Source organism: Bacillus sp. TE9106W (assembly GCF_054062215.1).
On the sequence record NZ_JBSSFA010000016.1, the window covers coordinates 58,404 to 72,026 of the forward strand.

Annotated in this window: 15 protein-coding genes and 1 riboswitch; of the genes, 6 read left to right on the plus strand and 9 right to left on the minus strand. The window is 34.9% G+C overall.

The window, feature by feature from the left end; translation table 11 throughout:
- The first annotated feature begins 13 nt into the window (after nt 1-13).
- A complete protein-coding gene (locus ACVWY7_RS22920; RefSeq protein WP_000922543.1) occupies nt 14-205 on the plus strand; it encodes a lipoprotein in 192 nt (63 codons plus the stop codon).
- On the plus strand, nt 202-549 hold the full coding sequence (locus tag ACVWY7_RS22925; protein ID WP_000156949.1) for an ABC-2 transporter permease: 348 nt from the start codon (nt 202-204) through the stop codon (nt 547-549). Before ACVWY7_RS22920 ends, ACVWY7_RS22925 begins: the two co-directional genes overlap by 4 nt.
- Before the next feature lie 44 nt (nt 550-593).
- Here ACVWY7_RS22925 and ACVWY7_RS22930 read toward each other — a convergent pair whose 3' ends face one another.
- From ACVWY7_RS22930 to proC, 4 genes are all read right to left on the minus strand, one after another.
- Nucleotides 594-2,234, minus strand: coding sequence for a peptide ABC transporter substrate-binding protein (locus tag ACVWY7_RS22930; RefSeq protein ID WP_000731069.1), 1,641 nt, complete (start codon nt 2,232-2,234; stop codon nt 594-596).
- Between the two features lie 387 nt (nt 2,235-2,621).
- The gene (locus tag ACVWY7_RS22935; protein ID WP_000726494.1) at nt 2,622-4,262 is read right to left on the minus strand and encodes a peptide ABC transporter substrate-binding protein; all 1,641 of its coding nucleotides are present in this window, start codon (nt 4,260-4,262) and stop codon (nt 2,622-2,624) included.
- Nucleotides 4,263-4,394: 132 nt separating this feature from the next.
- A riboswitch (SAM riboswitch) is annotated at nt 4,395-4,501 on the minus strand.
- A gap of 153 nt (nt 4,502-4,654) precedes the next feature.
- Entirely contained in the window at nt 4,655-5,488 is an 834-nt protein-coding gene (locus ACVWY7_RS22940; protein WP_000060182.1) for an aldo/keto reductase, read from the minus strand.
- Between the two features lies 1 nt (nt 5,489).
- Nucleotides 5,490-6,293, minus strand: a complete 804-nt coding sequence (gene proC / locus ACVWY7_RS22945; RefSeq protein WP_000956235.1) for a pyrroline-5-carboxylate reductase — start codon at nt 6,291-6,293, stop codon at nt 5,490-5,492.
- 187 nt (nt 6,294-6,480) lie between these two features.
- Here proC and pnuC point away from each other — a divergent pair, with 187 nt between their 5' ends.
- Nucleotides 6,481-7,131 (plus strand): nicotinamide riboside transporter PnuC, encoded by a 651-nt coding sequence (pnuC, locus tag ACVWY7_RS22950; RefSeq protein WP_000621359.1) that lies wholly within the window; start codon nt 6,481-6,483, stop codon nt 7,129-7,131.
- Nucleotides 7,132-7,198: 67 nt separating this feature from the next.
- Here pnuC and ACVWY7_RS22955 read toward each other — a convergent pair whose 3' ends face one another.
- The 3 genes from ACVWY7_RS22955 to modA form a co-directional block, all read right to left on the minus strand.
- The gene (locus ACVWY7_RS22955) at nt 7,199-8,050 is read right to left on the minus strand and encodes a GRP family sugar transporter (protein WP_000353544.1); all 852 of its coding nucleotides are present in this window, start codon (nt 8,048-8,050) and stop codon (nt 7,199-7,201) included.
- A gap of 302 nt (nt 8,051-8,352) precedes the next feature.
- Nucleotides 8,353-9,027: a molybdate ABC transporter permease subunit gene (gene modB, locus ACVWY7_RS22960; protein WP_000006842.1), complete on the minus strand. Its 675-nt coding sequence runs from the start codon at nt 9,025-9,027 to the stop codon at nt 8,353-8,355.
- Between the two features lie 5 nt (nt 9,028-9,032).
- Nucleotides 9,033-9,839 (minus strand): molybdate ABC transporter substrate-binding protein, encoded by an 807-nt coding sequence (gene modA / locus ACVWY7_RS22965; protein WP_001032250.1) that lies wholly within the window; start codon nt 9,837-9,839, stop codon nt 9,033-9,035.
- Nucleotides 9,840-9,972: 133 nt separating this feature from the next.
- Between modA and ACVWY7_RS22970 the strand changes: the two genes are divergently transcribed.
- Complete coding sequence (locus ACVWY7_RS22970) at nt 9,973-10,920, plus strand: substrate-binding domain-containing protein (RefSeq protein ID WP_000712215.1); 948 nt, start codon at nt 9,973-9,975, stop codon at nt 10,918-10,920.
- Nucleotides 10,921-11,137: 217 nt separating this feature from the next.
- On the opposite strand, the gene ACVWY7_RS22975 is transcribed toward ACVWY7_RS22970, so the two are convergent.
- Both ACVWY7_RS22975 and ACVWY7_RS22980 read right to left on the minus strand, forming a co-directional pair.
- Entirely contained in the window at nt 11,138-11,239 is a 102-nt protein-coding gene (locus ACVWY7_RS22975) for a DUF3948 family protein (protein WP_001060018.1), read from the minus strand.
- A 255-nt stretch (nt 11,240-11,494) separates the two neighbouring features.
- On the minus strand, nt 11,495-12,361 hold the full coding sequence (locus ACVWY7_RS22980; RefSeq protein WP_000423052.1) for a LysR family transcriptional regulator: 867 nt from the start codon (nt 12,359-12,361) through the stop codon (nt 11,495-11,497).
- 127 nt (nt 12,362-12,488) lie between these two features.
- Here ACVWY7_RS22980 and ACVWY7_RS22985 point away from each other — a divergent pair, with 127 nt between their 5' ends.
- Nucleotides 12,489-13,457, plus strand: a complete 969-nt coding sequence (locus ACVWY7_RS22985) for a DMT family transporter (protein WP_033682590.1) — start codon at nt 12,489-12,491, stop codon at nt 13,455-13,457.
- 21 nt (nt 13,458-13,478) lie between these two features.
- Complete coding sequence (locus ACVWY7_RS22990) at nt 13,479-13,619, plus strand: YrzO family protein (RefSeq protein ID WP_000894066.1); 141 nt, start codon at nt 13,479-13,481, stop codon at nt 13,617-13,619.
- Nucleotides 13,620-13,623: the final 4 nt, after the last annotated feature.

Here is a 13,623-nt window from a genome sequence, read left to right on the forward strand (position 1 = left end):
AAGGAGAAAAGATATGCTCAAATATGTAAAACTAATAAGTATTAGTTTAGTAATATCGTCTTGCATTATGGGAATTAACTATTTAGTTAGCTATATTTGGTCAGGGCATACACCTTCTTTGACATGGAAAACATATTTGATGTTTTTGTTTATATTTATGATGAGTTTTAGTTCAATGCAAAAAGAAGGGGAAGAGGATTATTGACAATAGTTTTCTTTGTATTTCTTTCATTAACACAAATGTTTCTAACTGTGTTTGGAAACGCAGGTATGATTTTTAATATTATCTCGCTATCACTACAACTTGTAAGTTCGGGTGTAATCGTACCACATGAGATGCTTTCTAAAACATATCAAACAATTGGCGAGTTATTTCCCGCAACATATGCAGCAAATGGCTATTATACAATAATATTTGGAGGAGTTAGTTTAGAGAGAAATATTATTTCATTATTAGTTATTGTATTAGTTACACAATCAGTAGCAGTGATGACTTTAGCTATAAAAGGAATAGTAAAGGGGAGAAGCTCTGTAGTTAAAGAAGCATAAAATAAAAAGGTATCCTCGGTGGGATACCTTTTTATTAGCACGTATTATTTTGCAACTTCTGTCCACTTGTAGTTAAACTCACCACCGAAGTCAGTTGTTACAAGTCCTTTAATGAAAGAGCGTTGTAAGTAAGAACGACCTTGTTGGTATAAAGGAGCGACAGCACCGTCTTGTAATAGAATTTTTTCAGCTTGCTTCATTGCTTCAAACCGTGCCTTTTCATCACCAGCTAAATCTGTTTTTACTTTATGAATTAGCTCATCGTACTCTTTGTTAGAGTATTTATCGAAGTTGTAAGCACTATCTGTTGTAAATAAATCTAAGAATGTAATTGGATCAGCGAAGTCTGGGCCCCAGCCATCAATACCGATTTCGTAGTCACCACTTAATAGTAGTTTTAACTGTTGTTTACGTGGTTGTGGTTTTAAATTCACTGTTAATCCATCTAAGTTCTTTTCTAGTTCACCTTTTAAATATTCACCAGTTTTTTTAGCTAAAGCATTATCACTTGTTAAGAGTTCAATTGTTACTTTGTCAGTACCAAGTTCTTGCTTCGCTTTTTTCCAGTTTTCTTTCGCTGTTTTCACATCATCCTTGACTAGATTTCCATTTTCTTTACGGAAGTCGTTGCCATCAGGACTTTTTGCAAATTTCGCAGGAACCATTCCTTCAGCTGGAACAGCGCCGTTATTTAAAATTGTTTCTACATAAGCTTTTTTATTCATTGCGCCGTTAATAGCAAGGCGCGCATGTTGATTTTTTAATGTTTCATTTTTTTGATTGAGTCGTAAAAATTGAATGCCAACTTCAGCGCGTTCTTTGAAGTTTGGATCGCCTTTATATTTATCAACAAACTCCGCAGTTAAAGCAACGCGATCAATTTGTCCTGAATCATATAAGTTCACTTCTGTAGACTTATCTTTAACGACATTGAAGTTGATTTCTTCTAATTTGACCGTTTTAGCATCCCAGTAGTTAGGGTTTTTCTTTAATTGGAAGCTTTGTTCATGTTTCCAGTTATCTAATGTGAAAGCACCGTTGTAAATTAAATGATTTGTTTCTAAACCGTATTTATCGCCTTGAGACTTTAAGTACTCTTCATTAATGGGCAAAAATGTTGAGAATGTCGTTAAGTTTAAGAAGTAGGGAACAGGACGATCTAGTTGTACTTCTAACGTTTTATCATCAACAGCTTTAATACCTAATTGATCAACCGGTAATTGTTTTTGGTTTATTTGTTTCGCATTCTTTATATCGAAGAATAAGAATGCATATTCAGCTGCTGTATCAGGGTTTACGGCACGTTGCCAAGCGAAGACGAAATCCTTTGCTGTAACAGGAGTACCGTTTGACCATTTTGAATCACGCAGGTGGAATGTATATTTTGTTTTATCAGGACTAACGTCAACTGAGTCAGCAACACCAGGAATCGGTTTATTATCTTCTCCCATTGCATATAACCCTTCAAAAACATTGCGCATTACGTTCATGGATTCCCCATCCGTTGCTTTTGCAACATCCATCGTTGGAATTTCTGAAGCAAATGATAAGTTAATTGCCTGTTTATCAGGTGCTTTATCATTTGCTTTCGCTCCGCTTGCATTATCTTTATTTCCCCCGCAAGCAGTTAGTAATAGACTTGCCCCTAAAACAGATGCAACAACAGGTACAACTTTTTTCTTCATTGTTCGTTCCTCCCTAAATGTGTTGTTCGTAACGTCATAATGTCCATGTCTTAAAGTGTATTTATAGAAGAAGAGAAAACCTATTATAAATGTGTACATGTAGGTGATCAGGTGTTCTATATGTATATACATGTTGAACTATAATCTATCGTTATATGTTTCAACGTAGTAGACGTTATATTCTGATGGTGAAATATTTTGTTTCTTTGATTATTTAGAATATTAACACTGGAAAGAACTATATGTCAATAATAAAAAGTGAAGCATTAATTTTTTAAAATAATATATTAAAAAAGCGGATTTTCTCTTATTGAGAAACCCGCTTTTAATAAATTTTTTCAATAAAACAATTGGTGTAGATAGAAAAACTTCAATTCAGGTTGTCTTTTATTTTTCAATTTGTGCCCATTTGAAGTTTAATTGACCTGCAAAGTCTACTTGCACAATTCCTTTCACATAAGAACGTTCTAAATAAGATTCGCCTTTCTGGTAAAGAGGAGCGATAACAGAGTCTTTAAATAATATTTTCTCGGATGCTAGTAATGTTTCCCATCGAGCTTTTTCATCACCAGCTAAAGTCGTTTTAACCTTTTCAATTGTTTCATCGAACTCCTTATTAGAGTAATGATCTAAGTTGTATGGATTATTCGTTGTAAACAATTCAAGGAATGTAATTGGATCAGCAAAGTCAGGGCTCCAGCCATCAATACCGATTTCATAGTCACCTTTTAATAAAAGTGAAACTTGTTGTTTACGTGGTTGTGGTTTCACATTTACTGTTAACCCATCTAAATTCTTTTCTAGTTGTCCTTTTAAGAACTCACCCGTTTTCTTATCAAGGTCAGCATCACTTGTTAATAATTCTAATGTAATCTTTTCAGAACCAAGCTCTTGTTTTGCCTTTTTCCATAACTCTTGTGCAGATTTTGTATCAACTTTGGTTAAATCTCCGTTTATAGTACGGAAGTCCTTTCCATCAGGCCCTTTTGCAAAGTTTTTTGGAACGAGACCAAAGGTTGGTGTAGAGCCATCATTTAATAACGTATTTACAAGGGATTTTCGATCAATTGTTTGATCGATTGCTTGGCGTGCAGAAACGTTTTGCAGTACTTTGTTTTGTTGATTCATACGTAAAAATTGTACGCCTACGTTCGGGCGTTCTTTAAAGTTTGCATCCTTTTTATATTTATCAACGAAATCAGATGTTAATTTTATACGGTCTAATTGTTTTGATTCGAATAAGTTTACTTCTGTTGATTTTTCTTTTACAACGTTAAAATTGATTTCTTCTAGTTTGACAGTATCTTTATCCCAATAGGTAGGGTTTTTCTTGAATTTAAAGCTTTGTTCATGCTTCCAATCGCTTAGTGTAAAAGCTCCATTGTACAAGATTGTATTATCTTCTAAAGCGTACTTATCACCTTGTGCTTTAAAGAATTCCTCGTTAATTGGTAGAAATGTTGGGAACGCTGTTAAGCTAATAAAATACGGAACAGGACGCTCTAATTCTACCTCAAACGTATGGTCATCAACTGCTTTTACACCAAGTTGGTCGGCTGGAAGTTCTTTGTTGTTAATTTTTGTTGCGTTTTTAATATCAAAGAATAGAAATGCATATTCAGAGGCTGTTGCTGGATCGACAGCTCTTTGCCAAGCGAAGACAAAATCTTTCGCTGTAACAGAAGTACCGTTTGACCATTTTGAATCTCGCAGGTGGAATGTGTATTTCGTTTTATCACCACTTACTTCATGAGATTTTGCAACACCAGGAATAGGTTTATTACCTTCACCAAGATTATACAACCCTTCAAATACGTTTCTCATTACTTGACCAGAATCAGTATCTGTAGCACGAGCTGTATCCATTGTTCGTATTTCAGTAGGTGAAGATAAGTTTAAAACCTGTTTACTAGGTACCTCGTCTTTTGCATTTGCTCCGCTTGCTTCGTTTTTATAACTACCGCAACCAGTTAATAAAATACTTACTCCTACAACTGATGCAATACCGGGTACAAACTTCTTTTTCATTTGATTTTCCTCCTAAATAATTAAGTTTGGATGATGATGAGGGAAATGAAAAATAAAAAATCCCTCTTTTCGTATTGAGAAAGAGGGATTTTTACGTACAAGTTATGCACCCGTATATAAACGAAGTCCCTCATTCTATCTTTCAAGCTATAAAGCTTGCAGGAAGTGGCACAGTATTCAAAAATGAACCTGCTGCCGAGGTTTCAAAGGGCCAGTCCCTCCACCTCTCTTGATACAATGAGTAAACGAATAAACTTTATTAATTTTTGTGTTTCTTTGATAATTCAAAATCTTACACCTTGCAAAATGAACTGTCAATTAAATTGAATATAGTTTAAATTTTCAGTTTTTAATTAAGGAAAACCACTGCATTATTTACAGTGGTTTTTCGCTTAGAAATTAAAGTTATCTGGATCTGGACCAACGCGGCGATCTTCATTTAAAGCTTGAATTGCTTTCATATCATCAGCACTTAATTCAAAGTCGAAGATGTTTGCATTTTCAATAATGCGATGTTCTTTAATTGATTTAGGAATTGTTACAACTTCGTTTTGTAAATCCCAGCGTAAAATAATTTGCGCAGTTGATTTATTATATTTTTTCGCAATGTCTTGTAATGTTGGGTTATCCAGTAGTTGTCCTTGCATTAATGGTGACCAAGCTTCAAGCTGGATGTTATGTTCTTTACAGAAAGCGTGTAACTCTTCTTGTGCTAAACGTGGGTGGTATTCCACTTGGTTGACCATTGGTTTAATTTCAGCAATTTCAAATACGTCTTGTAAGTGGTGAATGTGGAAATTGCTCACACCGATAGCACGAACACGGCCATCTTTATAAAGCTTTTCTAACGCTTTCCATGATTCAGTATATTTCCCTTTTACAGGCCAATGTACTAAATATAAATCTAAATATTCTAGACCTAATTTTTCTAATGTAGTTTCAAATGCTTGAAGTGTTGTTTCATATCCTTGATCGCTATTCCATACTTTTGATGTGATAAATAATTCTTCACGTGAAACACCTGATTCACGGATCGCTTGTCCAACGCCTTCTTCGTTTTGATAGATTGCTGCAGTATCGATACTGCGGTAGCCATTTTTAATTGCTGCTTTTACAGAATCAATTACTTGTGAACCATCTTCTACTTTAAAAACACCTAAACCGAACCAAGGCATTTTTACACCATTATGTAATGTTGTATAGTCTTTTAAACTTGTTAAACTCATATTATTTCCCCCTAGATTTTTTGTTTGTTGCTTCTACTGCTTTTTGAATTGCCTCTGAAAAATTATATTCATATAAAGCTTTGAGACCTTCAGCTGTGGAACCACCTGGCGTTGTTACTTGTTCACGGAGGTTAGCTGGATCTTGTGTTTGTTCAAGCATAGAAGCAGAGCCAGAAATCATTTGAATGACAAGGTGTTTGGCGGTTGCTTCATCGACTCCATAACTTTTTGTTGCTTCAATTAAACTTTCAGCAAAGTAATAAAGGAAGGCTGGTGCACTTCCAGTAACTGCAGTAAGTTGATGAACTTCTTCCTCGGTACAAAGTTGCGAAGTACCAATGCCCCCTAAAAGCAATTGCAGGGTTTCTTGATCAGTCTCGTTTACGAATTGTCCCATCGTGTATAAGGAGATAGACTTTCCAATTTCAGCAGCTGTATTTGGCATAATCCAAGCAACAGGCGTTCCCTCGGGAAGTCTTTCTTCTAAATAAGATGGGCCGATGCCGGCAGCTACCGTTACGACAAGTTGATTCGATAGTAACGGAGATAACTCTGCTAATAATTCTTCATGTGCAGAAGGCGGCATTGCTAAAACAATCGTATCAACAGATGTAACATGTTGCTTCCAATCTGTTGTAGTAGACACATTATATCGCGCTCGTAATTGATCTAGCTTTTCTATGTTACTTCGGTTAGAAATGATAATCTCTTCGATGTATTCTTTGCTTGTTTTAAGTAATCCGGAAAATATAGCTTCTGCCATACGACCAGCACCAATAAATAGAATTCGATGTTTAGTTAGCATATCCTCTATTCCTTTCTAGTGGAGATATGTTATAAAAAACGATACCATTTTTAAGAGAATTTTGTAAAAAGAAAAGGCTTATTGTAGATGGAGTAGATAATGAAAAGTAGGAAATTAATGGTGAAAGGGAGAGTGATTCCTTATACTGGTGATAGGGAATTTATTACACATCTGGGGAGAGATGATTATGATTAGAAGTCCGCTCTTTTTACTCATTACTAGTATTATTTGTGTATTGGTTGGATTGTATATTCAATCGAGCTATATTGAAATCTTTGCATCGGTCATGGGAATTATTAATGTTTGGCTATTAGCAAGAGAAAAAGTATCCAATTTTTTATTCGGTATGATTACCGTTGCGGTATTTCTATATATTTTTATTACACAAGGTTTATATGCAATGGCAGTATTGGCAGCCTTTCAATTTATATTTAATGTATATGGTTGGTATCATTGGATTGCACGTAGTGGGGAGGAAGAGGTAAAAGCAACAGTTCGTTTAGATTTGAAAGGTTGGATTTTTTATATAATCTTTATTTTAGTTGCATGGATTGATTGGGGGTATTATCAAGTCCATTACTTAGAATCAACAAGTCCATATTTAGACGCTTTAAATGCTGTACTAGGATTAGTAGCTCAATTTATGTTAAGTCGAAAAATCTTAGAAAACTGGCATTTATGGATTTTATATAATGTAGTTAGTATTTCAATTTATATTTCCACTGGGTTATACATTATGCTAATATTAGCTGTTATTAATCTCTTTATATGTGTAGCGGGTTTGCTAGAGTGGAAGAATAATTATAAGGGACAAAAACATACAAATAATTATATCTAGAAAATAATTAGAATTAAAAAACCCCTGAAGCATATGTGCCTCAGGGGTTTACTAATAGATTATAAGTTTATGCTTTTGTCATACCAAGTAATACAGCGCCGCCGATAATTAAAACACTACCTAGTGCAATAAAGATCAATTGACGTTTCGTTTTCTTTTCGCCTAAGAAGACAATCGCACCAAATGTTGAGATAACGATTCCAGTTTGAGATAATGGGAAGCTTGTTGCTACTCCGACACGTGGTAATGAAAGAAGTAAGAATAAGTTTCCAGTTCCCCATAGTAAACCAGATAAAGCGTTACGGATTGCATATTTGTTAAATGGTTTATGTTTAGATGTCAGTACAACCGCACCAACAAACATACCAACTGCTTGTGGTAAAATAGCAGACCAACCATCGATATTATACCAACGAATAATAATTACATATACAAGGTAGCCGAAAGTAGAAACAATTAAAGTAAGAAGTCCTTTTTTCAATTGTCCTGGTGGCTGAGCATTTTCTTTATCATCTAATGATGTGAATACAACACCAACTACGATTAATAGGATTGCAATCGTTCCCAGAATGATCGTTGTTGTAGTAGTCCACTCACGGAAAGCGATAACTCCAAAGATAGAAGTTGCAACAAGTTGCATACCAGTAGAAATCGTTACAGTAGTAGAAACACCTAACTTTTCAACTGTTTTTAATTGGTTTACTTGTCCTAAAGCCCAGAATAAACCTGAAATAAAACCAACAATCAAGATTGTCATTGTTAAAGCTGGTTGAGTAAATACATACATAATTGTTGCGAAGAATAGAGCACCGATTGTCATACCTACCGTTTGGCTATATGCACCACCGCCCATTTTTACGCTTACTAATAAGATGTTTCCCCATGCAATTGCAGGAAGAAGCGCTAATAAAATGTCCATTACAAGACTCCCTTCGGTTTGCTATACCAATATAATTACATATCGTTCTAACGATCGGTAATGCCCCACTAATAGAGTAGAAGATTACCGATCGCTAAAACAGAATGAAGAATTCACGATATAAATGCGTTTTCATTTCTTCAATTTTTGAAACACCTCCATATAATAACAGGAAATTGCCTATTTTAGAAAGTAAATTCAAATAGAATGTATATTTAAATAAAAGGTAAAATTCAGTTATTTCCCAACGGTATATTTTTATTTCCTAAGAAATAAAAAAAGCAGCTTCAAAAAAAGCTGCCTTAAGAGTTAGTAATTCTTTTATTAATAAGCTGAATACATAGCAAAAATAGGAGTGACATACTAATAGTGATAACTACAAGTGTCCAGGCGAGTTGCATATTACTTGCATCAATCGCCATGTAAATAGCAGTTGGGATAGTCTGTGTTTTACCAGGAATGTTCCCAGCAAACATGAGTGTAGCACCAAACTCACCGAGTGCACGAACAAAGCTCAAAATCATTCCACTTAGTAAAGCAGGAAATGCAAGCGGAAGTGTGACGTGTAGAAAAACTTGATATTCACTTGCACCAAGGTCACGAGCGCTTTCTTCAATTTGTACATTCGCGATAGAAAATCCTGTTTTTGCTGATTGGTACATAAGCGGAAATGCAACAACTGTAGAAGCAATGATAGCAGCAGTAGATGTGAACATAATAGACTGCTGAAATATTGATTCTATCCACATTCCAATGGGACTGTTATTTCCAAAAATGATAATGAGAAAAAAGCCGATTACAGTTGGCGGAAGTACCATTGGTAATAAGAAAATCGTTTCTAATATCACTTTATATCTCCATGAGGAGCGTGCTAACGCTCGGCCGATAATCGTCCCTAAAATTGTAACAATAATGGTGGCACATGCAGCTACTCGTAAAGATAGAAAGATTGGTGACAAAATAATATCAAAGCTCATGGTAATTATGGTAGGACTGTAAATCCATATTTCTTAAAGATAGATTGTGCATCTTTTGACTGCAAATACTCATAAAATGAAGTCGCCTCTTTCTTATGCTTCGATTCTTTTATAACGCCTAAAGGATAGTGGATTGGCTCATGAGAAGTAGTTGCTGCTGTTTCGCCGATTTTTACTTTATCTGAAATAAGAGCATCTGTTTTGTATACAATACCAGCATCAACATTACCTGTTTCTACATATGTTAACACTTGGCGCACATCTTTTGTAAATATGACTTTATTTTGAACGTCATTCCAAAGATTTTCATGTGTGAGAGAAGCTTTTGCGTATTTTCCCGCAGGTACAGATTCAGGTGTACCAAGTGCGATTTTTTTTATTTTTTCATCTTTTAAATCTTGAATTTTTGTAAGAGAACTACCTTTTGGGACGACTAGAACGAGCTCATTTCCAAGAAGATTTTTCCCTTCCTTTTCATTAATGAATCCTTTTTTAACAAGAGTTTGGAATTTATCTTCGGCTGCTGAGAAGAATAAATCAGCAGGTGCACCTTGTTCGATTTGTTGTTGAAGTGCACCAGAAGCGCCGAAGTTAAAAGAAAGTTTAATATTAGGTTCTTTTTCTTTATATTTTGTTTCAATTTCTTTTAGCGCATCTTGTAAGCTTGCAGCTGCTGATATAGTAAGTTCAACTGTTTTTCCTTCTGTAGCAGTTGATTTCTCTTTCTTATCTCCGCTTGTACATGCAACACTAAATATAAGAAGAAAAGAAAGGATAAGTGCCCCGATGGATCGTAATGTAAACTTATTCATAAAAAATCCCCTTTCGTTTTTACATAATTAATTATAACTAATTATAACTAAATATAACTAGTTATAATTGAATATAATTTGAACGATGTAGTTGTTTTTAAAATATAGGAGAAATATTCTTTTCTTTGTTACAATGAAGAAAGAAAGTGAGGAATCGTCTATGGATCATCATTCCTACACAACGGAAGAAGTAGCAAAGCGATTAAAAGTATCAAAACTAACTGTATACGACTTGATTAAAAAAGGAGAACTTCCTTCTTATAGAGTTGGTAGACAGATGCGCATTGATGCAGCAGATTTAGAACAATATATTAAGCAAATGAAAACAGGTAAGGTACAAGTTACTCCTGTAAAGAATGACAGTAATAGTATCTCGAATACATGTATTATTAGCGGACAAGAACTAACGTTAGATATGTTGGCGAAGCGTATAGAAAATCGTCTACCAAGTTCAAATATATTACGGGCATATCAAGGTAGTTTAACGAGTTTAGTAAAAATGTATCAAGGAGAAGGAAGTATCGTTAGTTTGCATTTGTTTGATGGCGAAACGGGTACATATAATGTTCCTTACGTAAAACGTATTTTAGTTGGACAACCATGTACTATGATTAATTTGCTATCGAGGAACGTTGGGTTTTATGTGCAAAAGGGAAATCCAAAAAATATAAAAACATGGGCTGATTTATCTCAATCATCTATACGATTTGTAAATCGAGAAAAAGGTTCTGGTATTAGGGTGTTAGTTGATGAACAATTGCGCATTCAAAAGTTAAATAAGGAACATATTAGTGGATATGAATGGGAAGAATCGAATCATCTTGGTGTTGCTACGCAAGTCGCGAATGGGAAAGCTGATGTGGGAGTAGGATCAGAAAAGTTTTCGCAAATTGTAAATGTAGACTTTATTCCAATCATGAAAGAGCAGTATGATTTAGTGATTTTGAAGAATAAAGAAAATGAAGAGTTGATCGAAGTTGTAAAAGACATTCTGCAATCGGAAGAATTTCATAATGAACTAAAAGCGATCGGTGGATACGATATGACGAAAACAGGTCAAATTATATATGAAATAAAGTGAAACTTTAATCAGTGGGGGGTCTTCATCCCCCACTGATTATCAGCCCTCACCAATCGGACTTTTATGGGCAGCCCGACCCCCACCTAACTTCTTTGCTTTCGCTGAATTTTGAGGTGGGGGGTCTTACTGCCCATTAAAGCGGGACAAACTAAAAAGCTGCTTGTCTATAAGACAAGCAGCTTTTTCTATATATAAAGGGGTTTGGGGAAACAAAGTATTAAACAAGACCTTGAGCAAGTGTGTAAATGAAAGCTGTAAGAAGAGTAGCTCCACTTGCAAGTCCGATAAAGTCTGATTTGTTAAATGTAATGTTGTTCATTATAACCTCTCCTTATTTGTTTAATGTAGTTGCAACAGCTTTTGCATCGACAAGTGCGGATAGCACCATGCCTATTGTATTTAAAAATTTGTTTGATTTCATTTTGTTCATCATGCGTATCCGCTCCTTTTCGAATTGTTGTTGCCCTGCTTTATGTCTTCATTATAGGAAATATGATCGCCGGCAACTATCGAATTAGCTTACGAAAGACTTACACTTTTGTAAGAAAAAAAGACATTCGTGTAAGAATGTCTTTTAAAGCATATTAATGTGGTGGTGCTCTTCGATTGTTTTTAAAAAGCTACGCATTGAATTCGTCATATAGCTATCTTTGCGGCGTATGAAAACCGTTGAAATACTACCGTATTTTTCAGGGATTGCATGGCAATGCACTTTACCTGCTTTAGAAAGATGATGGACAGCAGACTGTGGCACGAGCGTAATTCCAAGGCCAAGTGCGACACTGTTTAATATGGTCTCTAATATATTAAATTCCATAATTCTTTTTGGTAGCAAACCTTCATCTTTCAGCCATCGTTCTAGTTTGGAACGGTATCCACATCCTTGATTAAAAACGAGTAGAGGCGTTGTTGTAAATTCTTCTATATGAAAAGCTTTATTTTGTGTTACAAGCATTAATTTTTCTGTACTAACATCGTATTGTTCAATAAGTGGATGTTTTATTGGTCCTGATATAAAAGCGCCATCTAATTGATGATCGAGTACTTCTCTAATTAATTCTTCTGTTAAACCTGCTTGTAATGACAAAGCGACGTTCGGATAGCTTTTATAGTAAGAAGATAAAATGGTAGGTAATGTACTTACTGTTTCGACAGTACCGATTTTTAATATGCCAGAGGGTGTTTCGCTATCTAAAAATACTTGTTTTAGCTCGTCAACATCTTGCAAAATTTTATTAACATAAACGAGCATTTTTCTTCCTTCAGCTGTTAAAGTCATGCCCCGCTTATGACGATAAAAGAGCGGTGTTTTTAGCTCGTTTTCTAGTTGTTTAATACGTGCAGTTACATTTGATTGTACGTAATTTAATTCCTTTGCTGCGCTACTTACACTACCTTGGTCGGCAACGCTCTGGAAGATTTGTAAGTCTCTTAATTCCATAATACTGTCCTCCTTGATGTTAAGTATCATTATAAATGATAGTTAACATCATTTTGAATCATTTTACGTGATATATTTTTTCTTTTACAATTCTCTTTGTGCAAATAGAAAGAAGCGGGGGATTGTGGTGAGAAGAGGTCAAATGATAATAGGAGCTTTAGCATGTTTGATTGCAAGTATGTCATGGGGAGCGATGTTTCCAGTTGCTGATCATGCGTTAGAATACATAGATCCGTTTTATTTTTCGCTTATTCGCTATGGAGCGGTGACGATAATGCTGATTATATTGTTATTAATGAAAGAAGGGAAACAGGCATTTCGTTTAGAAGGAAGAGGAAAGTTACTCGTCTTTTTCGGAACGATGGCGTTTACTGTATATAATGTACTTATATTTTTAGGTCAAATGTTAATGGGAAAATCAGGTGTGATGGTAGCCTCCATTATGGAAGCACTTATGCCGATGATTTCTATTTGTATCCTATGGGGATATAAGCATGTAAAACCGAAAAAGTATATGATAACAAGCATGATTATCGCTTTTATAGGGGCTGTATTTGTTATTACAAAAGGTGATATGAGTTTCTTTTTAACATTGAAAGATAACATGTTTTCGCTAGCATGTATATTTGTTGGGGTTGTGGGCTGGGTTATTTATACGATGGGTGGTCAAACGTGTAGCGATTGGTCAACATTACGTTATTCTACGTTGACGTGTGTGTTCGGTACGACTGTTACAGGAATTATAACGATAATTATAACGGCGTTTGGATATGTTTCAGTTCCGAGTATGGGAACGATTTCTATTGTGAAATACGATTTATTATTTATGATGACATTACCAGGAATAGTAGCGTTACTAGCTTGGAACTATGGTGTGAAAATTTTATCGTCCATTAATGGGATTTTATTTATTAATTTTGTACCAATTACAACCTTAGTTATTATGATGATGCAAGGATATCAAATAACAATGTTTGATATTGTAGGGACTTTACTTGTTATTGCAGCACTTATTCGTAATAATGTTTGTCAGAGGAAAGAAGAAAATATCAACAAGAGAATTTTAGAAGAAGAGCAATTACGTCAAGCTGTTTAATAGGCAATTGGAGGATTTTACATGTTAGAAAGTTTATTGTTTTTCTTTGCCGTCGGAGTTGCTTGTGAGCTTGCAGCAATTAATCGAAATGGTCGTAAGAAGATAAAACAACAAGCTGAAATGATAGAGCTTTTAAAAGAGTTAAAAGAAAGAAACATTTAAAAAG